Below are 23856 nucleotides of genomic sequence, written 5' to 3' on the forward strand. Positions count from 1 at the left end.
CCCCCTTAACTTTCTACGGAACGGATGGCGGCATCGAGATTATCGGGATGCAGATTGGCCTGCAGGAACGCGCTGTCGGCGGGCAGGTCGATCATCAGCTTGTGAATTTCGCCGAAGGTCAATACCCCGTGGTCGAGCTGGTAATCCAGCAGGTGACCGCCGCCTTTGCGGTCATCGGTTATAAAGTGCTCGTGATACCCGGCGACGTTGATCCCCTGCATATGCTGCGGGGTACGGAAGCCGACCAGCACCCCTTCGCGCTGGTTAAAGCGGAACACCGGCTGATCGTCGAGGACGTCGGTCATCGCCCGGTACGGCGGCGTCTGGCGCGGCACGGTGCGGGTATGGGCATGGCGGAAATGGCCGTCGATGCGCAGGGCGCAGAACAGGTTGTCAGAGGGGATTTGCTGGTCGATCACCTCGTGCAGCTGCTGGCGGCTCACCGGATGGTCGAAGGTTTTCCGGTACTGCGGCTGGAACCAGGTCATCACCGCGAACGGCGTTTTCTGATCCGGCTGGGCTTTGCGCGCGCTGCCGTCGGCCCGCAGCTGATAGACCTGACTGCTGAAGGCGATCAGCTCCCCGTCCAGCTCATTAAAGGTGCCGAGACCGAAATCGCCGTGCTTCAGCAGGTCCGCGATGGTGGTGCTGCCTTCGTAAACCCCGCTCAGCAGGGCGCTCATGAGCGATGTCTGATAGAGCACGCTCTCGGGATGCTGCGCGGAAAACGCCCGCAGGGTTTCGCACAGACTCTCTTCGCAGGTGCATTCAGCAGAATGATTCATATACCACTTCCTCGTTCAACAAATATAAGAAAGGTTAAATAAATGTTGACCCGATTCAGCTCACAGTTCCAATATAGAAACCATGCTGGTTTGAGACGTTTTCGATATGGAACTTCGTTATCTTCGCTATTTTGTCGCCGTCGCCAGGACGCGGCACTTCACCCAGGCCGCCAAGGAACTGGGTATTTCACAGCCTCCGTTAAGTCAGCAAATTCAGCGGCTTGAGCGCGAGGTGGGGACCCCGCTGTTTCGGCGTTTGACCCGCGGGGTGGAGCTCACCGAGGCCGGTGAGTCGTTCTATGAGGATGCCCGCCAGATCCTCGCCATGAGCGATGCGGCGCTGGAGAAGGCCAAGGGCATTGCCCGCGGGATGAACGGCAGCCTGTCGCTAGGCATTACCAGTTCTGATGCTTTCCACCCGCAAATCTTCACGCTGCTGCACCGTTTTCAGCTCGATCACCCCGGGGTGACCCTGCACCAGATGGAAGACAATATGGCTAATCTGATGACCGCCCTGAGCGAGGCCGAGCTGGACATCGCCTTCGTCCGTCTGCCGTGCGAGAGCAGTAAAGCCTTTAATCTGCGGATTATCGATGAGGAGCCGATGGTTATCGCGCTGCCGCGCGACAACCCGCTGGCGACGCAGCCGACCCTGGCCCTGGAGCAGCTGCGCGACGTGGCGCCGATCCTCTTCCCGCGGGAGGTGGCCCCGGGGCTGTATGAGCTGGTGTACAACAGCTGCCTGCGCGCCGGCATCGATATGGAGCGCGCCTGGCAGTCGTCGCAGATTTCGTCATCGCTGAGCATGGTCAATGCCGGGTTCGGCTTCGCGCTGGTCCCGCAGTCGATGACCTGCATTCAACAGCCGAACGTCAGCTATCACCCGCTCAGCGGGGCGCCGCTGAAGACCGATATCGCCATCGCCTGGCGGCGCTTCGAGCGCTCGCGCACGGTGAAACGCTTTCTGGCGATGTTCTGATCGTCGCGACGCCTGCGGTTTACTGCGCCACCCAGCCGCCGTCCATGTTCCACGCCGCGCCGCGCACCTGGGCGGCGGCGTCGCTGCACAGAAACAGCGCCATTTCGCCCAGCTGCTGCGGGGTGACAAACTCCCCGGAGGGCTGTTTTTCCGCCAGCAGCTGCGCGCTGGCCTGCTGCGGGTCGACCCCTTCGGCGATGCGCTTATCGATCTGCTGCTGCACCAGCGGGGTCAGCACCCAGCCGGGGCAGATGGCGTTGCAGGTGATGCCGCTGCGCGCGGTTTCCAGGGCCACGGTTTTGGTCAGGCCGACCACCGCGTGCTTGGCGGCGACGTAGGCCGATTTCTCTTTCGACGCCACCAGGCCATGCACTGAGGCAATGTTGATGATGCGCCCCCAGTTGCGCTGGCGCATGCCTGGCAGCGCCAGGCGGGTGGTGTGGAAGACGCTGGAGAGATTGATCGCGATGATGTCGTTCCATTTGTCCACCGGGAACTGCTCCACCGGGGCGACGTGCTGGATACCGGCGTTATTGATCACGATATCGACGCCGCCGAAGGTGCTTTCGGCATAGCGCATCATCGCCTCGATCTGCCCGACGTCGCGCAGGTCGGCGTCGTGATAGCCGGGGATCTTGCCCAGCGCGGCGACTTCAGCCCGGGCGTGGCTGCTGTCGCCGAAGCCATTGAGCACCAGCTGGGCGCCCGCCTGCGCCAGCACTTTGGCGATCCCTAAGCCGATGCCGCTGGTGGAGCCGGTGACCAGCGCCGTTTTACCGTCTAAATTCATTTTATTACTCCTTCAATCTGGTCTCAGACAATGCCGGTCACATAGAACGTGGCAATGACAAACAGCACCGCGAGGCTTTTGATCACCGTGATGGCGAAAATGCCGCCGTAGGCCTGGCGATGGCTCAGGCCGGTGATCGCCAGCAGGGTGATCACCGCCCCGTTATGCGGCAGGGTGTCCATGCCGCCGCTGGCCATGGCGGCGACGCGGTGCAGGACCTCCAGCGGAATATTGGCGGCGTGGGCGGCGGCGACAAAGGTTTCGGACATCGCCGCCAGGGCGATGCTCATTCCCCCGGAGGCCGAGCCGGTGATCCCGGCCAGCACCGTGACGCTGATCGCCTCGTTTAACAGCGGATTGGGAATGGCCGCGAGGGCTTTCGACAGCACCAGGAAACCCGGCAGGGCGGCGATAACTGCGCCGAATCCGTACTCAGAGGCGGTGTTCATCGCCGCGAGAATCGCCCCGCCCACCGCCGTTCGGCTCCCCTCCGCGAGCCGGCCGCGAATATTGCGATAGCCGCAGACCAGCACCAGCACAATGCCGGAAAGCAGCGCCGCCTGCACCGCCCAGATGGCGGTGATTTTCCCCACCTCGGTGACGACAGGCTTCGCCAGACCCGGCAGGGTGAGCTCATGGCTGGCGCCGTACCATTGCGGGATCCAGTGGGTAAACAGCAGATTCAGCACCCCCACCAGCAGCAGCGGGGCGATTGCGATCAGCGGATGCGGCAGGTCGATGTCATCCGGGGTCTCCGGCTCATTTTGCAGATCGGTCCCATAGCCTTCGCCACTGGCCTGCGCTTTGCGGCGCTGGCGCTCCAGCCACAGCAAACCGAAGAGGATAATGAACAGCGAGCCGATAAGCCCCAGCCACGGGGCCGCCCAGGCGTTGGTGCCGAAGAAGCTGGTGGGAATAATATTCTGGATCTGCGGCGTGCCGGGCAGGGCGTCCATGGTAAACGAGAACGCGCCGAGGGCGACGGTGGCGGGGATCAGCCGCTTGGGGATCCCGCTCTGGCGAAACAGCTCGGCGGCGAAAGGGTAAACGGCAAAGGCCACCACAAACAGCGACACCCCGCCGTAGGTCAGCAGCGCGCACACCAGCACGATCACCGGGATCGCGTGGCGGCGGCCGAGGATGCGGATGGCGGCGGCGACAATCGACCGTGAGAATCCCGACAGCTCAATCAGCTTGCCGAACACGGCGCCCAGCAGAAACACCGGGAAATAGAGCTTCACAAAGCCAACCATTTTTTCCATAAACAGGCCGGTAAAGGCCGGGCCGACCGCGCCCGGGTCGGTGAGCAGCACCGCGCCGAGGGCGGCGATCGGCGCAAAGAGGATCACGCTGTATCCACGGTAGGCTGCCAGCATCAGTAACGCCAGCGCGGCCAGGGCTATTATCACACTCATCACGACGTCTCACTCTCATTGTTATTGTAGGGGTACAGAACGCGATACTAGGGTTTCAGGGCGAAGCGCAGCTGGTGTTCCCGGCGCGACTGGATGCGCTGGCGCCGCGCCTCGTCCCAGCGGTAAAAGCCTTGCCCGCTGCGGGTGCCGGTGTCGCCTTGCGCCACTTTCTCCGCCACCAGCGACATCATCTCCGTACCGCTGGCCAGCTCCGGCAGCAGGTGCTGGCAGATATCCTGGACTGTCGCCAGGCCGGTCATGTCCGCCGCCTCCAGCGGGCCGACCATCGCATAGCGACGGCCCAGCGAGGCGCGCATCACCTGGTCCACCACCTCCGGGGAAGCGATGCCGCTGTGGACGATGTGCAGCGCTTCGCGCAGCAGGGCGAACTGCAGTCGGTTGCCGACAAAGCCCGGCGCGGCGCGGTTGAGCACCACCGCTTCCAACGCGCAGCCGGCGCAAAAGTCGCTTACCTGGCGCGCCAGATGGGGCAGCGTGGCGCTCCCGGGCACCACTTCCACCAGCGGGATCAGGTGCGGCGGATGCCAGAAATGGGCGATCAGCAGGCGTTCCGGAAGGCGCATGCCCTGCGCCAGCCGATCCGGCGGCAGGCCGCTGGTGTTGCTGGCGATAATCGCCTCGTCGGCGATCAGCGTTTCCAGTTCGGCATACAGGGCGTGCTTCAGCGCCAGCCGTTCGGGGATCGCTTCAATCAGCAGCGTGGCGTCGGCCAGCGCCTGCAGCGCCAGGGTGGGGATTAAACGGCTCAGCACGGCGTCGCGGTCGGCGGGATCCTGCTGACCGCTCGCCTCCAGCTCGCGCAGGATCGCCCCGGCCACCGTGGGCACCTCGGCAAGACGTTGCGGATCGGTGTCATACAGGCGGACGGCGTGACCGTGACGGGCGAAATGGCAGGCAATGCCGACGCCCATCAGTCCCGCGCCGAGTACCGCCAGACGTGGTGTAAACATAGTGGCTCCTGTTAACGTTGAAGGGTCATGGCGATGCCCTGGCCGCCGCCGACGCACAGGGTGGCCAGCCCTTTACCGGCGCCCCGGCGCTGCATCTCATGCACCAGGCTGACGAGGATCCGGCAGCCGGAGGCGCCGATGGGATGGCCCAGGGCGATGGCGCCGCCGTTGACGTTGACTTTCTCGCTGTCCCATTCGAGCAGCTGACCGACGGCCAGCGCCTGGACGGCAAAGGCCTCGTTGGCTTCGATAAGATCCACTTCGTCCAGCGTCCAGCCGGCGCGCTGCAGCGCCTGGCGGCAGGCGCTCACCGGGCCGATGCCCATCACCGACGGGTCGACCCCGGCGACCGCCGCGCTGACGATGCGCGCCAGCACCGGCAGCCCAAGCTCGCGGGCTTTATCGACGCTCATCAGCAGGACCGCCGCGGCGCCGTCGTTCAGGGATGAGGCATTCCCGGCGGTGACGCTGCCGTCAGCCGGGCGAAACGCCGGGCGCAGCTGGGCCAGCTGCTGCTCGCTGGTCTCCGGGCGCGGTTGTTCATCATCGGTCACGACACGCGGCGGCTTTTTGCCCTGCGGAACGCTGACCGGGACGATCTCCTCGCGAAAGCGTCCGGCGGCGATAGCGGCCGCCGCTTTGCGCTGGGAGCTGGCGGCGAAGGCGTCCTGGCGCTCGCGGCTGATATCGAAGGCATCGGCGAGGTTCTCGGCGGTGATGCCCATGTGGTAGTCGTTAAAGGCGTCCCACAGGCCGTCCTGGATCATGCTGTCCTGCAGGCTGGCGTGGCCGAAACGCAGGCCGTCGCGGGCGCCGTGCATCAGATAGGGAGCATTGCTCATGCTCTCCTGGCCGCCGGCGATAACGATCCCGGCGTCGCCGCAGCGGATCGCCTGCACCGCCTGCTGAACCGCTTTCAACCCGGAGCCGCACACCAGATTGACGGTGACCGCCGGGGTGTCCACCGGCAGGCCGGCCCGCAGCGCGGTCTGGCGCGCCGGGTTCTGCCCGCAGCCGGCGGTGAGCACCTGGCCGAAAATCAGTTCATCGACCGCCGCGGCGGGCAGCTGGCAGCGTTCAAGCAGGCTGCGCACCACCGTCGCGCCGAGGTCGACGGCGGAAAGCGGGGCGAAGGCGCCGCGAAAGCTGCCGACCGGGGTGCGTAGTGCAGCAACAATGGCAATATCGGTCATGGTCTCTCCTTAGCTGAAGCGCATTTCGCGCACGTCGTCGGCGACGATCAGCCGTCCCGCCGTTTTACGCCTCACCTCGTCGGGGCTGACCCCCGGAGCCACTTCGCGCAGGACAAACGCCCCGTCGACAATGTCCAGCAGGGCCAGGTCGGTGAGCACCCGGCGAATGCAGCCCACGCCGGTGAGCGGCAGGGTGCACTGCGGCAGCAGTTTGGATTCGCCGTTCTTTGAGGCGTGGGTCATCACCACGATGATGTTCTGCGCGCCGGCCACCAGGTCCATGGCGCCGCCCATCCCCTTAACCATTTTCCCGGGGATCATCCACGAGGCGATATTCCCCGCGACGTCGACCTCAAAGGCGCCAAGAACCGTAAGATCGACGTGGCCGCCGCGGATCATGGCGAACGACTGGGCGGAATCGAAGATCGCCGCCCCGGTTTGCGCGGTGACGGTCTGTTTGCCGGCGTTAATCATGTCGGCGTCGATGGTTTCCTCATCGGGAAATTCGCCCATCCCCAGCAGGCCGTTCTCCGACTGGAGCATCACTTCAATACCGGCGGGGATATAGTTGGCCACCAGCGTCGGGATACCGATCCCGAGGTTGACGTAGTCGCCGTCGCGCAGCTCCTGGGCGACGCGCATCGCCATTTGTTCACGGGTTAGCATCTCAGTGCCCTCCGGCGCGCAGGGTGCGCTGTTCAATACGTTTTTCGAATTGCCCGACGATCAGCCGGTCGACATAGATCCCCGGGGTGTGAATGGCGGAGGGCGGCAGTTCGCCCGGCGGCACGATCTCTTCCACCTCCACCACCGTAATGCGCCCGGCGGTGGCCATCAGCGGGTTGAAATTCTGCGCGGTGTGGCGGTAAACCACGTTGCCGTACCAGTCAGCTTTCCAGCCCTTCACGAGGGCGAAATCGCCGCGAATGGCCTGTTCGAGAATGTAATTTTTACCGTCGAACTGGCGCACCTCTTTGCCTTCGGCGACCGGGGTGCCGTAGCCGGTAGCGGTGTAAAAGCCGGGGATCCCGGCGCCGCCGGCGCGGATTTTTTCCGCCAGCGTTCCCTGCGGGGTGAGCTCTACCGCCAGCTCGCCGCTCAGCACCAGCTGTTCAAAAAGCGCGTTTTCCCCGACGTAAGAGGCCACCACTTTGCTGACCTGGCGCGATTCCAGCAGCATGCCGAGACCGAAGCCGTCGACGCCGCAGTTGTTGGAAACCACCGTCAACCCCTGCACCTGGCGGCGCTTCACCTCGGCGATCAAATTCTCGGGTATACCGCACAGGCCGAAGCCGCCGGCGAGCAGCGTCATGCCGTCCGTTAACCCTTCCAGCGCCGCTTCGTAGCTGGCGACGCGTTTATCCAGTCCTGCCATCTTGTCTCTCCTGCCTTGCGATAGCCTTATCATTGGCGCTGGCGACTGATTTGATAATTTTGAATTTGTGACCCACTCATTTGGAAATTTTATTAATTTCCTGTTAACTAATTTCTTTCAATTAGTTAACAGGATGAAAAATGAGAATGAGTGTCAAACAGTTACGCGCGTTTTTAGCGGTAGCTCACACTCTCAATTTCGCCCACGCCAGCGAAAGGCTGAATCTGTCGCAGCCAGCTCTCAGCCTGACCATCAAAGGATTGGAGGAGGCGCTGGGGGGCGCGCTGCTGCAGCGCAGCACCCGCAAAGTGACCCTCACCCAGGAGGGGGAACTCTTTCTGCCGATGGCCCGTCAGCTGCTGGCCGACTGGGATAACGTCGAGGAGGCGATGCGTCAGAGCTTTACCCTGCAGCGGGGCAAAATCTCGGTCGCCGCGATGCCGTCGTTCGCCGCCAACGTTCTGCCGGAGGCGCTGAAAGCCTTCCGCGACCGCTATGCCGGGGTGAACGTCACGGTGCATGACGTGATAAATGAGCAAGTGATCGAGATGGTGCGCGAGGGGCGGGTGGAAATGGGTATCGCTTTCGAGCCATCGCCCAGCCACAACCTGCTGTTTACCCCGCTGGCGGTGGACCGCTTCGTGGCGATCGTTCCCCGGCAATCGCCGCTGGCGAAGAAAAAAAAGCTCACCTGGCAGGAGCTGTTAACCCTCGACTTTATTACCCTCCAGCGCCCTTCGGCGGTGCGCCTGATGCTGGAGGAGGCGCTGGCGCGCAGCGGGCGTCAGCTGGACGTGGCCCTGGAGAGCCACCAGCTGGTGACGGTGGGGAGAATGGTGGCCAGCGGGCTGGGGGGCAGCGCGGTGCCAGCGCTATGCAAAACGCAGATGGCCTCGCTGGGGGCGGTGTGCATTCCGCTTAGCGATCCGCCGATTGAAAAGTGCGTTGGGGCGATTTATGCCGGACATCTGCCGCTGTCGAAGGCGGCGCAGGCGCTGCTGGATACGCTGAAAGGGTTTTTACCCAGCTGAGGCGGGCGGGAGGCAAAAAAAAACCGGCCCGCGGGCCGGTTTGATAATCAGATTTTGCAGGCGTCGCCGCAATCGTCATCGGCAACGATCGCCTGGGCTTTTTTGTCCGCTTCTTCCAGACGCTCCGCGTTGCGCTCTTCCGCTTCATCCAGGCCGCTGAAGACCAGGTTGTCGAGATCAATTTCCATAAGTTACCTATCGTTGCTGGTTTTGGATCAGCGTCAAGTATAGGGTAAAACCGCCCGCGGATGTACCCGCGCTTCGCGCCGAACGCACAGAGCGTTAAGTCGCTGGGCGGCGGGCATCACCTACCATAATTAACCGTTGACAGGATGGCGTTAATTTTAATTATCGTCGGCAGAACAATTTCCTGCCGCAATATTAAATGAAAGGACAACGAAGGTGTAATTAAGCGTTGACGAATATCTTTTATGTTAATATGGCCGCGATTATGGATGAATCTATGGATCTTAATCAATGGGACATACTGTTGCAGGCGCCATCAAAGAATGGCGTAAACATAATAAAGTGATCGGTCAGGTCAAAATAAACTATAAAAAAATTTTACGAAAATGCAGAGAGCTCTCGCTCGCAGGAGGTAAGTACAGAGAATATCAAGGACTTTGCGCCAAATATCAGTGCGCGCGGTTGACCGCCGTAACCCAGGGGCTGGTGCCTTTCGAGGATAAACCCTTTAAGGCCTATCTTAATAAACGGATGTCAAAACGGCGCAAGCTGGATATTGCCCACGGTTCGCTGAATTTTATCGAGAAAACATTTCAGCCGGATGTGCTGCCGCAGCTCTATAACGTGGCGGATTTTGGCCGGGCGATGTTTGCTATTCCTTTGAAAAATGGCGATAAGCTTGACGTTAAGCTGCTGGCGTCGCCGTTTCAGGAGGAGGGTGAACTGATGCTGCAGCTGTTTCTCGGCGACCGTCGCGTCTATAGCGTCTGTTTTTCCTGTACCGACGATGGCCGCGCCTATATCGGCGGTATTCAGGGCGGGAAAGATATCACCAATGAAGAGGTGAAGGCGCTGACCAAAGAGCTGCATGGCGCGCGGCCGAAAAATATCATCATGAGCGTGCTGTATGGTTTCTTAGGCTATTTCAACATCACCACGGTCTACGCGATCGATTCCGATTACCACGTGAAAAGCGATCTGGTGAAAGCCAGTTACTCATCGCTGTGGCTGGAAATGGGCGGTGAGAAACAGGCTCGCGGCTGGTATAAACTGCCGGCGCAAGAGATCAAAAAAAGTATTGAAGAGGTGAAAAGTAAACACCGCAGCCAGTTTATTAAGCGCGAAGGCATTAAAGAGCTGATTCAGCTCGATATGGCCAACGCCCTGCGGCAAATCACCTTGCGTTCGCGGGTGAATTAACGCCTCTTATACGTCAGGCGGACAGCAGGGGGTTGTTGTCCGCCTGACGATATCCTCTCTTTACTGGCCGCTTTCGCCGACCGGCGGCGACGCGGAGGCGGCGAGCAGCGGGGCGCTGCGCCACCACACCATCAGCGCGACTAGCGCGATAACGCTCAGCACCCCGAAGGCGGTGGCAAAGGAGTAGCGTCCGGCGATAGCGCCGGTTAACGCCGGACTCATTGCCGCCCCGGCCCCCTGCATCAGCATCACCACGCTCTGTCCGGCGTTGACGTGCCCGCTGCCGCGCAGCAGCGAGACGATAAAGCTGGGCACCGCCACCCCCAAAATCCCTGCCGCCAGACCATCAAGAATTTGCACCGGGACCATCATCGCCGGGGCGTCGCTGGAGGCCGCCAGCGCCGCGCGGATGGGCATGATCAGCAGCGCCAGCAGAATGCATCGCCAGTAACCATATTTGTCGATGCTGCCGGCGACCCGAATGGCTACCGGGATCATCACCACCTGCGAAATAATCACCGTGGCGGCGGCAAACAGCCCCGGATTGAGGTGTCCCGGCGCGGCGGCGATCCGCATGCTCAGCATCGGCAACAGCGCGGCGTTGGCGAGATGGAACAGCATCAGGGTCACGCCGGCGATCAGCAACGGCGTATGGCGGAACAGGATGGCAAACCCAGGCAGAGAGGGCGGGACGGCCGACTCGAGGCCGCGGGCGGCGTCATCGTCGATATCGCTGCCGCGGATCGCCAGCAGGGCGATGAGGGTGAACAGGGTGGTACCGGCCATCAGAATGAAAATGCCGCCGATGCCCCAGTACCAGGCGATGGCTCCCGCTATCAGCGCAGTGAAGAAATTACCCGCGTGGTTGAAGGCTTCGTTTTTGCCCATCTGGGCGCTAAAACCGCGCTGTCGGGTCAGCCCAAGGGTGATCCCGGCGATTAACGGTCCGACAAAGGCCGCGCAGATCCCGGTGGCGACTTGCGAAAGGGCCACCACGCTGGTCTTCTGACTGAACCAGAGCAGCAGAGTGGTCAGGGTTATCACCAGGCAGACCACGGCCAGCAGCACGCGCTTATGCCGCGAGGTGTCGGTGATGAAGCCGGCGGGCAGGGTCGCCAGCAGGCCAGCAACGCCGCCGATGGTCATCAACAGGCCGATATCCTCCGCCTGCCAGTGACGCTGGGTGAGAAAGATCCCCAGAAACGGCCCAAGGCCGTCGCGAACGTCGGCGATAAAGAAGCTGGTCAAACATAAAGCCCGCAGTGAACGAAGCGACATTTTCTACCTTTAGCATGAGCGATCCGCGGATCAGCGGCGGACCAGGGCGGTCATGGCGTGCGCCACGGATAATGGCCGGGATCGGACCCGGCAGAGAGCGTCATCCTTTATCGCACAGTTCGATGAAAGCAAAATGTCCCGCTGTCTTCGGGTAACGTGGCAATGCAACATACCTGCTCGTCGCGGCTTCCGCCAGAGGTCTACGAAAGTTCTGTAACGGGGCAACCGCGCCGCAGCCTGCGCCGCGGGGCTATCAGCGTTCGTCTGCTTTAACGATCTGCAGCGCGGCGGGATTCGCCACGCTGCCGCTGGCGGTGACGAACCTCGGATGGACGGCCTCGCCGCTGACGCTATCCACCAGCGCAATATGCGGCGCGCTGTGCAGCACCTGCTGGTGGCCCCATTCCATCAGGGCGAACAGCACCAGCGCCAGGCTACGGCTTTTATCGGTGAGAACATATTCATAGCGCTCGCGAGCCCCCGCTTCCCGGTAGGGGACTTTGCGGAGCAATCCCATTTCGGTCATTGTTTTCAACCGGGTGGTGAGCGTCTGGCGGGTGATATGGGTATGCGTCTGCATCGTTTCAAAGCGCGTCACACCGTAAAACGCCTCGCGGAGGATCAGCAGCACCCAGCGGTCGCCGAGTATTTTGGCTCCTTCCGCCAGGCCGCACAGCTCCGGATCGAGGTAGGGCAGTGATTTATTTTTTGACATCGCGAGATTGACCTTCTACTCTGAGTTTGAAATATAGACTTAGATGCTAAGGAGCATAGCGTGCCATTTGTTAACGTGCAAACCATTAAAGGGATCATGACCGCGGAACAGAAAAGTGAGCTGCTGCGGCGGATGACCGATCTGCTGGTGGAGATTGAGGGGCAGGGCGATCCGCAGTTCCGCCAGTCGGTATGGATCCGCATTGATGAACATGACCCGGAACAGTGGAGCCTGGGGGGCGTCCAGCCGACGGCCGCGATGATTGCGGCTAAATTCGCCGCGGCGCGGCGCGACTGATCCCCTGAATAAACCGGGCTGCGAAGCCCGGCCCGGCGATCTGGCGCAGAAGAGGAGTCAGATCGCCGGGTAATATTGCTATTCGCTATGGTGCAAAAGCGTATTTTGCGGCTAAGGTAACGGTCAGGGAACCCAACAAACAGGGCGCGATGCCAGACGGCCAGCCTGGCGCCACTCTCACACCGGTGAAAACAACGGATGTCTACAGAACAGATGCTGCCGCTGGCGGCGCAGAACAAAAATATCATCCGCCTGGCCGCCGCTCAGGCGCTGGCCGGCGCCAACTCGGTGGTGTTCTACGCCACCGGCGCTATCGTCGGCAATACCCTCGCCCCCAGCCCGTCGCTGGCCACGCTGCCGATCACCCTGTTTGTGCTGGGGATGGCGGCCTCGATTTTGCCTTTCGGCGCGCTGGCGCGAAAGCGGGGCCGCAAAGCCGCGTTTATGGCCGGTACCGGCGCCGGGGTGGTCACCGGTCTGGCGGCCGCTCTGGCGGTGGTGCTGGGCTCTTTTCTGCTGTTTTGCTTCGCCGCGATGCTCGGCGGCGCCTATGCCGCGGTGGCGCTCAGTTTTCGCTTTGCCGCCACCGACGGCGTCGCTCCGGAACGTCGCGCCCGCGCGCTGTCGCTGGTGATGGGCGGCGGCGTGGCCGCCGGGATCATTGGCCCGATGCTGGTCACCGGCACCATGCACCTCTGGCCGACCCATACCTTCGCCTTCACCTTTCTCGCTCAGGCGCTGGTGGCGGCGCTCGCCGCCATTCTGCTGGCCGGCGTGACGTCGGCAGAGCCCGCGGCGGCCAGCGTGCGCGGAGGGCGGCCGCTGCGCGAGATTATCCGCCAGCCGGGCTTCGCCACCACGGTGTTCAGCGGGGCGGTGGCCTATATGGTGATGAATTTTCTGATGACCGCCGCGCCGCTCTCCATGCATATGCACGGTCTTTCCCAGCAGGCCGCCAACCTCGGGATCCAGTGGCATGTGATGGCGATGTACGGCCCGGGATTTGTCACCGGCCGGTTGATCCAGCGCTTCGGCGCCGTGCGCATGGCGGCGGCGGGATTGCTGATCACCGGCGCGTCGGTGGCGGTCGGTCTCAGCGGCGTCGGGGTATATCATTACTGGCTGTCGCTGATTTTGCTCGGCATCGGCTGGAACTTTGGCTTCACCGGCGCCTCGGCGAAAATCATCGATTTCCACCGCCCGGAAGAGAAGACCCAGGTGCAGTCGCTCAACGATTTTCTGGTCTTCGGCGTGATGATCGTGGGTTCGTTTTCGTCCGGCGTTCTGCTCAACGCCTTCGGCTGGAACGCGGTGCTGTGGGGCTCCCTGGTGCCGGTGGGGCTGGCGCTGTTCACCCTGCTGCTGCGCCCTTTATCGCCACCCCGCGCTTAGCGCCAGGTCTGCCGCTGCGCGGGCCGTCTTTTTGCGCTTTTCGCAAATGCGTTGCCAAACTTTATCAAAGCCAGCGCGTGGGAAAACGTCACATACGCGACATGCTGTAGTAATGTCTACTGCATGAGAATGCATCTCCTGACCCTCAACCTGACGATGTCTCAAGCCGCTGAACCCTGAAGAGCACGTCGGCACGCGGGTGACCTTCGACGTTCTGGCCCGACGCTGTGCTCTGGAGGCCGCGATCCCCGATACCCTGGGGCGGCTTATCCACTTCCTGGACGTCGGTGGGGAACCGACCCCGGAGGCGGCGGGGGGAGAAAGCATTCTTGCAGGGCTGCGGGAAACCATTACGGACGATCACCAACTGCTGGCGGCAGCCTGCTCGCTGTTCGACGGCCTACTGAGATCCTGTGAAATGAGGTCTGGCAATCATGAGCAAAACGGTGGTTCTTCCGCAGAGTGACAGTCCTTCCGTCGTCGCCTACGTCTCCTTCTGGCAGGCCTTTCGCTTCTGGCTGAAGCTCGGCTTTATCAGCTTCGGCGGGCCTGCCGGGCAGATCGCCATGATGCACCAGGAGCTGGTGGATAACCGCCGCTGGATCTCGGAAGGACGATTCCTGCACGCGCTCAACTTTTGTATGGTCCTGCCCGGCCCGGAGGCGCAGCAGCTGGCGACCTATATCGGCTGGCTGATGCATAAAACCTGGGGAGGCGTTATCGCCGGGGTGCTGTTTATTTTGCCCTCGCTGGTATTACTCATCGCGCTGGCGTGGATCTACCTCGTCTGGGGGGATGTCGCGGTGGTGGCGGGGATTTTTTATGGCATCAAACCCGCCGTGGCGGCTATCGTGCTGCAGGCGGCGCACCGCATCGGCTCGCGGGCGCTGAAAAATGGCGCCTACTGGGCCATCGCCGCCGCTGCCTTTGTCGCTATTTTTGCGCTGAACGTTCCTTTTCCGCTGATCGTCCTGACCGCGGCGATCGTCGGGTTTATCGGCGGACGGATGGCGCCGGCGACATTCGGCAAAGCGGACGCCCACCGTGCGCAGAGTCACCCCGGCGGGGCCGCCATCATTGATGATGCGACGCCGATCCCGGCCCATGCCATTTTCAGCTGGCGGCGTACCGCCCAGGTACTGATCGCCGGGATGCTGCTGTGGCTGGTGCCGATGGCCGCCCTGGCGCTAATGCTGGGCTGGGCGCATCCGCTGACCCAGATGAGCGGGTTCTTTACCAAAGCCGCCCTGATGACCTTTGGCGGGGCGTATGCCGTCTTACCTTACGTTTACCAGGGGGCGGTAACCCACTATGGCTGGCTGACCGCAGGGCAGATGATGGACGGCCTCGCCCTTGGGGAATCCACCCCCGGGCCGTTGATCATGGTGGTGACCTTTGTCGGGTTTGTCGGCGGCTACACCAAAGCGGTATTGGGCGTCGATGATGCGCTGCTGGGGGGCATCGCGGCGGCGTGCCTGGTGACATGGTTTACCTTTTTGCCCTCGTTTATCTTTATTCTCGCCGGCGGTCCGTTTATTGAAACCACGCATAATAAAGTGGGATTTACCGCGCCGTTGACCGCCATTACCGCCGCGGTGGTGGGCGTTATCCTGAATCTGGCGCTGTTTTTTATCTGGCATAGCGTCTGGGGGCCATCCGGTTTCGACCCATGGTCTGCGGCCATTGCTCTCGCCGCCGCCGGGCTGCTGTTTCGCTATAAGTGGAAGCTGACCTGGGTACTGGCCGCCGCCGCCGCGGCGGGCCTTATCGTCCATATGGCGGGACTGTCCGGCGCAGGATAAGGTCGGCGTCGGGCTGAGATAGACCTGGATAGATGGGGGAGTGGGGAAGGAGGCCAGTGCCTGTGCAGGCCCTGGCCGGATGGGGAGCACTTATTTATCTACGGGAGGCTCCACCGCGAGATGCAATTGACAATATTGTTCAACTCCTTCTTTAAGCATCTTAATAATCATTAGCAGCATGGGTAAGTACGGAACGAACTTAACAAGCAGTGAGCCTGTAGATCCGTCAAGCAGCGTCAGCGCGGCATCCACTTTCTTTTTCCATGTTTTGTTATATTCCACGCAAAAATTCTTTACATCGGCTGGCTGCGTTGAACGGGCAATCTGTTCGAGTTCTTCGATGGCGTTGAGTGCCGCTTTTATTTTCTCAATATCAGTTTGTTGTGTCATGTTAGCCTCGTAGTAACAGGAGAAAGAGGATTAACTCATTTTTACTTCCAGGTTTGTGGCTTAAAGAAAAGCCACGGTAAGGTGTAATCGTACAGCGCTTTCACCGGCACTACGGATAAGTGGAAATGCTTATCGTGCGGGCTGGCGCCATGGTAATCGCGCCATACCCATGGCTGGACAGAAGCGCTAATAATATGTTTGTTCCAGATAATGTATTTAATTCGTTTGTCTTTGCTGTCGACCAGTGCATTGACAATCGCCTGAGCATCACACCCCTGAGCGGGATCGTGCGTAATATCGATAGCCGTAACCACACCAATATTTCCATCCAACACCTGCGGGTTATGATCCGAGTTTGTGTGGGCATGATGTTCATCACCAATGGTGCCATCGCTGGCCTTATTGCGGTGCGGAGCATATTGATTAATCTGATCTCTGAGTATCAGCAGACTCTTTGCGACACGCCATACCATGTTATTTACCCTCCGGATTGAAACAGGGGTTTGAGCTGACCGGTTCTGCGCCAGGAACCATGTCCTGATAAACCGGAGATGGGGGGAGAGGATCGACTACTGCATCCGCTTTCACGCTGTTGACTTGTTGCTTCTTCAGGTTCTTCACTTGCAAAAGATAATTAAGGATAGCGTTCCAGAACGCAGACCCGCCGCTCGCCATCAAGCCAATACATAATGTCATCAGATCCGGGTGTTTAAAGGCCGAAAAACTGCCGGCGACGAAGGGTTGCGTCAAAAACGCCGTCACAATTCCGGCCCCCACCGCTAATAGCTGCAGGGCAGATTTGCGTTTTCCTTCTATGACTGGATCCTGCTTTTCCAGATTAAGCCAGGGAAAATATCCTTTAATAATCTCTACCACTCTTTCCGAGGCGATACTAATGGCGATCAGCATCGTAATGATGTTTTCAAGTTGCGAAGAAATGGCATCGCTCATATCACCCTCACTATTTCTGTGTTGAATAAAAATAAATGACAACGTTTTTAACAAGTGTTTACTGCACAGGAATAATTCCTGGCGGGTAAGTTTCACGGTCATTTTTTATTGTTCAGATAGGCAAGGGGCAAGTGATAATTTAATGATCGCGAATAATAAACTATTTGCCAGTACCTGCCAGAAATGACAATTTAACTCGAGAGCAATATTGAACCGTGAATTTAACCCGCGATAATAAATTTATCGTCGCTTTTTTGATGAGTATAACGGAGGAAACAGAGACGCCACTCATTCATATGAATGAGTGGCGTAAAAAAACTCGCCGTGCGGGTAGGGGGAAGAGAGACGGGCCCGCTCCGCGTTAGCCTGCACGCGGAGCGGAGCGGGGCGATCAGGTCGCGGGAGTTTCGCGGGTGGCCCGCGCCAGCGGGTTGCTGTCCAGTTCCAGCTGGTCGCGCAGCGCCCAGCCGCGCAGCTTGCCGGGGTTAAGCAATCCCGCGGGGTCGAGAGATTGTTTCACCGCCACCACGTCAGGGCGAATTACCCCTTGTTTGCCGTCCTCAACCTGCAGCACGTGGGGGTTGTTAATTTTGACGTCGTTATCGCGAAATATCTGCATGATCGCGTTGAGACGTTCGGGCGTGGTATAGCGCACCAGCTGCAGACCGCTGGCGGTGAGGTTGCCTTCGATATCGCGCAGAAATTCAATATGGGACATCACCTCCCCGGCGAAATGCTGTTCCATCTGTAAAATTTGCTGCGGATAGCGCTGCGGATCAAACGCGGTCTGCAGATAGGTCAGCGTATTGTCCACCTTGAGCGCATGCAGGGTGGTGTGGTTCCAGCAGTATTCCATTAACGAGCTATTGCGCGCCCGGGCCTCGTCGCTGGCCTGGCGGATGGCGTTGGCCCCGCGATGGCGCTGTAACAGGCTGGCGCACACACCTTCGCTCTCTTCGGCGATCAGGCTGATAACCGCATGCTGTCCGGCGCGGTAACGATCGTTGAGGTGGCTAAAATAGTCGGCGATCGGGGTGGCCAGCAGCGCGACCTGGCGCTTCACCAGCCCCGGCGAGCGGACGCAGGCGTTGGCATAGTTCAGGGCATCGGCGAAATCGTCAAACACGTCCAGGCGTTCTATCCACTGGTGCACGGGAGCCAGAGCCAGCTCAACCTCGAGAATGATGCCGTTGGTGCCGTAGGCATGATGCAGCAGCAGCGCTTCGGGAGCCGGGACGGTCAGTACGCGAGGGACCGGTTCGACGGTCATCACTTTGACGCTGAGCACATTGCCGGGCGCCGCCAGCGGCCCATAGTTGATGGAGCCGATGCCGCCGAACCCGCCGCCGTAAAGGCCGCCCAGGCTCGCCAGGCGGTAGGTAGACGGCATACAGCGCAGCTCCCAGCCCGTCGGGCGGGCGGCGGTTTCGATGTCCGCCAGGCGAATGCCGGCCTGGGCCCTCACCGTGCCGTTGCCGAGGGCGACGATCTGGTTGAGCCCGGTCATATCCACCAGCATCCCTCCTTCGAGAGGGACCAGCTGTCCATAGTTGCCGGTGGCGCTGCCGCGCAAGGTCAGCGGCAGCTGATGCTGCGCGCAGGCAGCGACCAGCTGGCGCAGCTCCTCTTCATCGCGCGGGCGAACCACCGCGTCCGCCTGTTTTCCCGCCAGCTGCTCGGCGAGTACCGGACTGAACCAGTGAAAATCACGGGAAAGCCGTTTGAGTTTCGCCGGCTGCAGGGTCCACTCCAGCGCCGGGAGTGCCTGCTGGATCGCCGCGACCGCTTGTTGACGCTGTTCATCAGTCATCATTCTTTTTCCTGTTCGTCAGCAAAACATTAATGAGATTGCACGGCTTCGCTTTCATGCCAGGCGCTGAGCGCCCGGCGCGAGACCCAGGACATCACGCCGAACAGCGCGATCCCGGCGAGAGAGATCAGCAGCAGCGCGGCAAACATCAGCGGGATATCCAGCTGGTAGCCGGCCTGCAGGATCTGATAGGCCAGCCCGGTATTGGTCCCGCCAGTGCCGGCGACAAACTCCGCCACCACCGCGCCAATCAGCGACAGCCCGCTGGAAATACGCAGCGCGCCGAAGAAATAGGGCAGCGCCGAGGGGATACGCAGCCGCACCAGCGTTTGCCAGCGGCTGGCGTGATTGAGGCGGAAATAGCTCAGCAGGCCGGGGGAGACGCTGCGCAGTCCCTGGGTGGTATTGGAGATGATGGGGAAGACCGCCATCAGGGTGGCGCACACCACCAGCGAGAGGGTGGCGTCCTTCACCCAGATGATGATCAGCGGGGCGATGGCGACTATCGGCGTCACCTGCAAAAACACGATGTAGGGAAACAGGGCGGTCTCCACAAAGCGGTTCTGCACCAGGATAAACGCCACGGCGGCGCCGATGACAATCGACAGCAGAAACGAGATCAGGGTGATCTTGAGGGTGAACAGCAGCGCCAGCAGCAGCGGCGTGAGATGCGTCCACAGGCTGTCCAGCATCACCAGCGGCGACGGCACCAGAAAAGCCGGGATGCGGAAATAGCTTACCGCGCCCTGCCAGAGGAGCACCACCGCCACCGCGACGAGGGTCGGATAGAGAATTTTGAGAAAACGCGGATGCTGGATCCACGGCGTTGAGGTTGTGGTCTTCATATTATGGCTCCATACCGGACTGGCTGGCCTGCAACAGACTGTCCTGCAGCTGACGGGCATACAGGGAAAATGCCGGACTGACGCGGAACGCCTCGCTGCGCGGGAACGGCTCCCGGATGGCGATATCTTCCACCACCCGTCCGGGACGGGCCGCCATCATGATCACCCGCTGCGAGAGAAACACCGCTTCGTGGATCGAGTGGGTGACGAAGACCACCGTCAGATTCTGCTCCTGCCACAGGCGCAGCAGATCGCTGTCGAGCTTGTTCCGCGTAATTTCATCCAGCGCGCCGAAGGGCTCATCCATCAGCAGCAGCTTTGGCCGGGTGACCAGGCCGCGGGCGATGGAGACGCGCATTTGCATGCCGCCGGAGAGTTCGCGCGGCAGGACGTCGGCGAACTTGCCGAGCCCCACCAGCTCAAGGACTTCACTCACCCGGGTGTTGCCCTCCGCGCGCGGCACGCCGGCCAGATCCAGCGGTAGCCTGACGTTATTGCGCACGCTGCTCCAGGGCATCAGGGTGGCCTCCTGGAAGACGAACGAGAGCGGATGCTGCGCTTTTTCCCGGCTGTCGCGCCGCCACAGCATCAGCTTGCCGTCGCTGGGCTCCACCAGGCCGGCGACCATCTTCAGCAGCGTACTCTTACCGCAGCCGGACGGGCCGAGCAGGGTAATGAACTCCCCCTGGTTGATGGTCAGATTGACGGGCAGCAGCGCCCGGGTGCCGTTGCTGTAGATCTTCTCCGCCGACAGCACTTCGATGGCCGGCGTGGCGGAGGCGGGTATAAAGCGGGTGTCGCTCATCACGGTCAGTTTCGGGGCGGTATTCATGGCATCACTCCGGCGTCTTTGACCATCTCCAGGGTATATGTCTGCTCAAACGGCACCTTGCTGGCGTCGATCAGGTTGTTTTTCACCAGCATGTCCCAGGTTTTCTTCAGCCGCGGCTCGGTGATGATGCCGATGCCGCCGGTCATGGCGTCGCCGCCGGTCACCAGCTGGTACTGTTTCATCTGGGCAATGCCAAAGGCGATCTGCTCGGCGCTCATTTGCGGGTTCGCTTTGCCGATCAGGCTGTTGCCGGGGCCAGGATCCTGCAGGTAGCTTTTCCACCCTTCCATGGAGGCTTTGACGAAGGCCGCCACCGCCGCCGGACGTTTGCGGACGGTGTCCGCCATACAGATAATCGAGTTGCCGTAGGGCGGGTAGCCCCAGTCGCTGAGCGGATAGACATAGAACGGCTGCCCGCCTTTGGCGACGGAGAACGGCTCGGAGGTCACGTACCCCTGCTGCACCAGATTTTTATCGGCGAGGAACGGCTGGACGTTAAAGGTATAGGGGCGCACTTTGCTGCCAGCCAGACCCAGCTCGCTCTTCGCCCACGGCCAGAAGGAGGTATAGGCCTCGGTGGCGAGCAGGAAGGTTTTGTCTTTAAGCTCCGCCGGGTTACTCACTTTGTCATGAGTGATAAACACCGTCGGCGAGTGCTGGAACACGGTGGCGACGGTTACCGCATGCACTCCGGCCTGCCAGGTCTCCAGCGCCTGGCCGTTGTCGCCAAGGGTGCAGTCCGCCTGGCCGGCCGCCATCAGCTGCATGACGTTGATCTGCGGGCCGCCCATTTTAATCTCGACATCAAGTCCGGCGTGCTTATACAGCCCGGTGGCCTGGGCCTGGTAAAAACCGCCATGCTCCGCCTGGGCATACCAGTTGGTGAGAAACGTGAACTTCTCCGCCGCGACGCAGGAGGCTGAGGCCGCGAGGGCGGCCACGGTCAGCAGGGTAAAAACTGGCGTTGATCGGGTATTCATCAGGGCTCCTTGGATTCAGCAGCGAAAGAGGGTGGTAGGGACTGCACAAAGCCGTGCCAGTGCTGTTTGCCCCATGTCGGTTCGCGACGTTCGACCCAGGCCATGCGGTGGATCTCGATGATTGCCTGCGCCCAGCTGGCGGCGAGGGAGTCGAGAAGCCCTTCGCCTTGCTCCCGCGTCGCCGGGGTTGGGTCGCCAATCACCCCGCTGGGGCCAAAGTCATAGGACGCCCACGCCGCCGCCGGACGGCCTTTCGACAGGGTCGGGCAGGGGAATTCCGGCGGGAAGTTGGCGACCGCCCGCTCCATATGAACGCACTCCGGCGCCAGCGCCAGCATTAGCGCCGTTTCGCTATGCCCGGCGTGCATTGCCATCCGCTGTTCATGCGGGCTGAGGAACTGTTTTTCGCAGTTGGGCACGTTGAACACGTCGTGCGGGATGGCGATGAAATCCCCGTGGCGCAGGCGCATTTCCCGGCAGGCGATCTGCAGGATCTGCGGCTGGCCGCCGTGGCCGTTGATCATCAGCAGCTTGCGAAAACCGGCCCGATAGAGGGATTCGGCGATCTCCAGCAGGGTATGCAGCAGGGTATCGCCGCTGAGGGTCAGGGTGCCGGGAAAATGCAGATGCTCCTCTGACTTACCGTAGACGATCGGCGGGATGGCGTAGGCCGGGATCGCCGCCGGCAGCCGGGCGAGGGCATGGCCCGCCACGCCGGAGGAGATCACGCTGTCCACCGAGCAGGGCAGATGGGGGCCGTGCTGTTCGATCGCCCCGGTGGGGAGGACGATAACCGTATTGCTTTTATCCGGCAGGGCGGCCACGTCCGTCCAGCTCAGAAAAGGGAGAAAGCGCGCTGCAGGAATGTAACCGTTAATCATCGCGGTGCCTCGGAGTGAATTGGCTGGGGTAACCAGACGGTTGCTTCGACTTCAATCAATACCGTGGCGTCGGGCAGCATTTCGCTGACCTGCACCACGGTGGATACGGGCGGCTGGTCGGGATAAAACAGCTTCCTGACCCGGCTGTAATAGGGAAAATGGTCAAGGTTGCGGAAGTACTGCACCAGCTTGATAACGTCGCTCATCTGCCCCCCCGCGGACGCCACGGTGCGGCGGATGCTTTCCAGTACGTACCAGCTCTGGGCGAGGATCGGCCCCTGCTTCGCATCGGTTGAAAATTCCCCGGTCGCCCCCAGCAGCTCCCGCACCGGCTCAGGCACATCCTGAAAGCCGTTGACGATGGTGCCGGTCAGGGGATTGACCGGAATAATGCCGGAGAGAAAAATAAAATCGCCGGCTCTGCGCCAGGCGGCATACCGCGCCAGCGGCGCCCCCGCGCCTGCTTCAAGACTCATGTGCCATCTCCTCCTGCCACACTCGCCGGTGGGTTAACCTGCCGTGGTTAACCACCAGACGGGCGGCGCTGTTTAAAGGCCAGGTAAAACGGTCGCTACCCGGGAAAATCACCACGCTGGCCGCCGCCCCGACGGCAAAAGGGGCCGCGTCTGCCGGCGAACCGGTTAGCGCCGCGCGATCGCAGATCAGCCGAGACTGCCGGTCGAACGGGTCGCTGAGCTGGGCGCTGAACAGGCCGCAGGCCAGGGTATCCAGCGGGTCGTAGCTTCCCGCCGGACAAAAAGCGTCCTGCACGTTGTCGCACCCAAGCAGGGTGGCCACGCCGGCGGCCTGCGCCTCGTGCAGCAGGGTGATCCCCCGCTGGCGCGGCGTGCGGCCGAACGTCGCATCCTGCAGCAGCAGGTTGGTCATCGGCAGGGCGATAAGGGTGACGCCGTGCGCCGCCAGCTGGCGCAGGATCAGCGCCGCCTGCGCGTCGCTGCCGGCGGCCAGCGCGCAGCCGTGGCTGCAGCAGATATGCCCGGGGAATGGGTGGCGGGAGAGATGATCCGCCAGCCAGGTCAGCCCCTGAGACACCTCGCTGAGCTCCTCATCGATATGCAAATCCAGATCCAGTTCCCAGCGGGCCGCGCTGCGCAGCAGGTTTGCCATGGCGGCGGCGTCCCAGTTGGAGGAGTGAATGAAGCCCCCCAGCAGGCAGCGCTCCCCGCTGTTGGCGACCGTCCTGGCAATGGCCTCGGCGTCCGCCGGATCGCGAAACAGGGGCAGCGGGACCAGCGCCACCCGTTCCAGGGTGATGCCGCCGGTATCGAGACGGGCGATCTCCTGCCAGGCGTCCGGCGCGTCGGCGGTAAACCAGTCGATATGGCTGCGTAAATGGGTCACGCCATTTGCTGCCGCCCGGGCCAGCGCGGCGGACGCCCGACGTTGAATATCCGCCCGGGTCCAGTGTCGGCGATCCTCGTGCATGGCGTGGATCGCCGCCAGCAGCCCGGCCTGCGCCGGACGGCAGCGTTCAATGGTAAAGGTTTTGTCCAGATGGGCATGGGGTTCCACCAGGCCGGGGAGCGTCAGGGTCCCCGCCAGGTCCCACAGGCCGGGAGCCGGCTCGACGGAGGGCGTCACGGCGGCGATCCGTCCATCGCGAAAGGCCAGGTCCGCCAGCCGCGGTTCATCGTTGGCCTGCGTCGGCCAGCCGTCGGGCAGCGCCCAGGCCGGAAGTCGGGCGCGGCTGATGCCGGCGAGCGGCGCGCAAGAGGAGGGGAACGTCATCGTCAGTCT

26 protein-coding genes and 1 pseudogene are annotated in these 23856 nt (G+C 61.6%); 7 read left to right on the forward strand and 20 right to left on the reverse strand.

The features are described 5' to 3' along the window. Positions 1-5 precede the first annotated feature (5 nt). Positions 6-785, reverse strand: a complete 780-nt coding sequence (budA, locus tag L2I46_RS01760; protein WP_032453177.1) for an acetolactate decarboxylase — start codon at positions 783-785, stop codon at positions 6-8. Positions 786-891: 106 nt separating this feature from the next. Between budA and L2I46_RS01765 the strand changes: the two genes are divergently transcribed. Beyond that, the gene (locus L2I46_RS01765) at positions 892-1764 is read left to right on the forward strand and encodes a LysR family transcriptional regulator (protein WP_004145376.1); all 873 of its coding nucleotides are present in this window, start codon (positions 892-894) and stop codon (positions 1762-1764) included. 19 nt (positions 1765-1783) lie between these two features. Here the strand turns inward: L2I46_RS01765 and L2I46_RS01770 are convergent, their stop codons facing one another. Genes L2I46_RS01770 through L2I46_RS01795 form a run of 6 tightly spaced genes read right to left on the reverse strand, consistent with a single transcriptional unit; the run spans position 1784 to position 7508 of the window. After that, a complete protein-coding gene (locus L2I46_RS01770) occupies positions 1784-2554 on the reverse strand; it encodes a 3-hydroxybutyrate dehydrogenase (RefSeq protein ID WP_087775500.1) in 771 nt (256 codons plus the stop codon). 23 nt (positions 2555-2577) lie between these two features. Then, on the reverse strand, positions 2578-3972 hold the full coding sequence (locus tag L2I46_RS01775; RefSeq protein ID WP_197743183.1) for a GntP family permease: 1395 nt from the start codon (positions 3970-3972) through the stop codon (positions 2578-2580). A gap of 44 nt (positions 3973-4016) precedes the next feature. Then, a complete protein-coding gene (locus tag L2I46_RS01780) occupies positions 4017-4940 on the reverse strand; it encodes a 3-hydroxyacyl-CoA dehydrogenase family protein (RefSeq protein ID WP_236947493.1) in 924 nt (307 codons plus the stop codon). Positions 4941-4951: 11 nt separating this feature from the next. Further along, positions 4952-6133 carry an acetyl-CoA C-acetyltransferase gene (locus tag L2I46_RS01785; RefSeq protein WP_236947494.1) on the reverse strand — a complete coding sequence of 394 codons (1182 nt, stop codon included), beginning with the start codon at positions 6131-6133 and terminating at the stop codon, positions 4952-4954. Between the two features lie 9 nt (positions 6134-6142). Then, positions 6143-6799 (reverse strand): CoA transferase subunit B, encoded by a 657-nt coding sequence (locus L2I46_RS01790; RefSeq protein ID WP_025712147.1) that lies wholly within the window; start codon positions 6797-6799, stop codon positions 6143-6145. Position 6800: 1 nt separating this feature from the next. After that, complete coding sequence (locus L2I46_RS01795) at positions 6801-7508, reverse strand: CoA transferase subunit A (protein WP_023290007.1); 708 nt, start codon at positions 7506-7508, stop codon at positions 6801-6803. Positions 7509-7648: 140 nt separating this feature from the next. Between L2I46_RS01795 and L2I46_RS01800 the strand changes: the two genes are divergently transcribed. Next, complete coding sequence (locus tag L2I46_RS01800) at positions 7649-8539, forward strand: LysR family transcriptional regulator (RefSeq protein WP_023290006.1); 891 nt, start codon at positions 7649-7651, stop codon at positions 8537-8539. Between the two features lie 47 nt (positions 8540-8586). Here L2I46_RS01800 and L2I46_RS01805 read toward each other — a convergent pair whose 3' ends face one another. Further along, the gene (locus L2I46_RS01805) at positions 8587-8727 is read right to left on the reverse strand and encodes a hypothetical protein (protein WP_002908189.1); all 141 of its coding nucleotides are present in this window, start codon (positions 8725-8727) and stop codon (positions 8587-8589) included. Positions 8728-9016: 289 nt separating this feature from the next. Here L2I46_RS01805 and L2I46_RS01810 point away from each other — a divergent pair, with 289 nt between their 5' ends. Continuing rightward, positions 9017-9925 carry a DUF535 family protein gene (locus L2I46_RS01810; protein WP_044523663.1) on the forward strand — a complete coding sequence of 303 codons (909 nt, stop codon included), beginning with the start codon at positions 9017-9019 and terminating at the stop codon, positions 9923-9925. A gap of 60 nt (positions 9926-9985) precedes the next feature. On the opposite strand, the gene L2I46_RS01815 is transcribed toward L2I46_RS01810, so the two are convergent. Further along, positions 9986-11203, reverse strand: a complete 1218-nt coding sequence (locus L2I46_RS01815) for an MFS transporter (RefSeq protein ID WP_236947495.1) — start codon at positions 11201-11203, stop codon at positions 9986-9988. Between the two features lie 253 nt (positions 11204-11456). Then, entirely contained in the window at positions 11457-11918 is a 462-nt protein-coding gene (locus L2I46_RS01820; protein WP_032453171.1) for a winged helix-turn-helix transcriptional regulator, read from the reverse strand. A gap of 60 nt (positions 11919-11978) precedes the next feature. Here L2I46_RS01820 and L2I46_RS01825 point away from each other — a divergent pair, with 60 nt between their 5' ends. From L2I46_RS01825 to chrA, 4 genes and pseudogenes are all read left to right on the forward strand, one after another. Next, complete coding sequence (locus L2I46_RS01825; protein ID WP_004202976.1) at positions 11979-12215, forward strand: tautomerase family protein; 237 nt, start codon at positions 11979-11981, stop codon at positions 12213-12215. Positions 12216-12413: 198 nt separating this feature from the next. After that, on the forward strand, positions 12414-13607 hold the full coding sequence (locus tag L2I46_RS01830; RefSeq protein WP_223825687.1) for an MFS transporter: 1194 nt from the start codon (positions 12414-12416) through the stop codon (positions 13605-13607). Positions 13608-13782: 175 nt separating this feature from the next. After that, positions 13783-14073, forward strand: a pseudogene (locus L2I46_RS01835) (chromate resistance protein ChrB domain-containing protein); the annotation flags it as partial. After that, complete coding sequence (gene chrA, locus L2I46_RS01840; RefSeq protein WP_236947497.1) at positions 14042-15409, forward strand: chromate efflux transporter; 1368 nt, start codon at positions 14042-14044, stop codon at positions 15407-15409. The pseudogene L2I46_RS01835 and the gene chrA, both read left to right, overlap by 32 nt. Positions 15410-15499: 90 nt before the next feature. Here the strand turns inward: chrA and L2I46_RS01845 are convergent, their stop codons facing one another. The 10 genes from L2I46_RS01845 to L2I46_RS01890 form a co-directional block, all read right to left on the reverse strand. Further along, entirely contained in the window at positions 15500-15799 is a 300-nt protein-coding gene (locus tag L2I46_RS01845) for a hypothetical protein (RefSeq protein ID WP_044523654.1), read from the reverse strand. A 41-nt stretch (positions 15800-15840) separates the two neighbouring features. After that, positions 15841-16272: a hypothetical protein gene (locus L2I46_RS01850; RefSeq protein ID WP_032453166.1), complete on the reverse strand. Its 432-nt coding sequence runs from the start codon at positions 16270-16272 to the stop codon at positions 15841-15843. 1 nt (position 16273) lies between these two features. Then, positions 16274-16750 (reverse strand): hypothetical protein, encoded by a 477-nt coding sequence (locus tag L2I46_RS01855; RefSeq protein ID WP_048336104.1) that lies wholly within the window; start codon positions 16748-16750, stop codon positions 16274-16276. A gap of 391 nt (positions 16751-17141) precedes the next feature. Beyond that, a complete protein-coding gene (locus tag L2I46_RS01860) occupies positions 17142-18563 on the reverse strand; it encodes an FAD-binding oxidoreductase (RefSeq protein WP_072413304.1) in 1422 nt (473 codons plus the stop codon). Positions 18564-18589: 26 nt separating this feature from the next. Continuing rightward, positions 18590-19405, reverse strand: coding sequence for an ABC transporter permease (locus L2I46_RS01865; RefSeq protein ID WP_023289996.1), 816 nt, complete (start codon positions 19403-19405; stop codon positions 18590-18592). 1 nt (position 19406) lies between these two features. Next, positions 19407-20237 carry an ABC transporter ATP-binding protein gene (locus L2I46_RS01870; RefSeq protein WP_023289995.1) on the reverse strand — a complete coding sequence of 277 codons (831 nt, stop codon included), beginning with the start codon at positions 20235-20237 and terminating at the stop codon, positions 19407-19409. After that, entirely contained in the window at positions 20234-21217 is a 984-nt protein-coding gene (locus tag L2I46_RS01875) for an ABC transporter substrate-binding protein (protein WP_109547244.1), read from the reverse strand. The genes L2I46_RS01870 and L2I46_RS01875 overlap by 4 nt, the downstream gene beginning before the upstream one ends. After that, positions 21217-22098, reverse strand: coding sequence for a creatininase family protein (locus L2I46_RS01880; RefSeq protein ID WP_032453162.1), 882 nt, complete (start codon positions 22096-22098; stop codon positions 21217-21219). The genes L2I46_RS01875 and L2I46_RS01880 overlap by 1 nt, the downstream gene beginning before the upstream one ends. Then, positions 22095-22574, reverse strand: a complete 480-nt coding sequence (locus tag L2I46_RS01885; RefSeq protein ID WP_016161230.1) for a RidA family protein — start codon at positions 22572-22574, stop codon at positions 22095-22097. The genes L2I46_RS01880 and L2I46_RS01885 overlap by 4 nt, the downstream gene beginning before the upstream one ends. Beyond that, a complete protein-coding gene (locus L2I46_RS01890; RefSeq protein ID WP_236947498.1) occupies positions 22564-23847 on the reverse strand; it encodes an amidohydrolase family protein in 1284 nt (427 codons plus the stop codon). Before L2I46_RS01890 ends, L2I46_RS01885 begins: the two co-directional genes overlap by 11 nt. Between the last annotated feature and the right edge of the window lie 9 nt (positions 23848-23856).

It is taken from the genome of Klebsiella sp. 2019SCSN059, assembly GCF_021739525.1.
Lineage (GTDB): Bacteria > Pseudomonadota > Gammaproteobacteria > Enterobacterales > Enterobacteriaceae > Klebsiella > Klebsiella quasipneumoniae.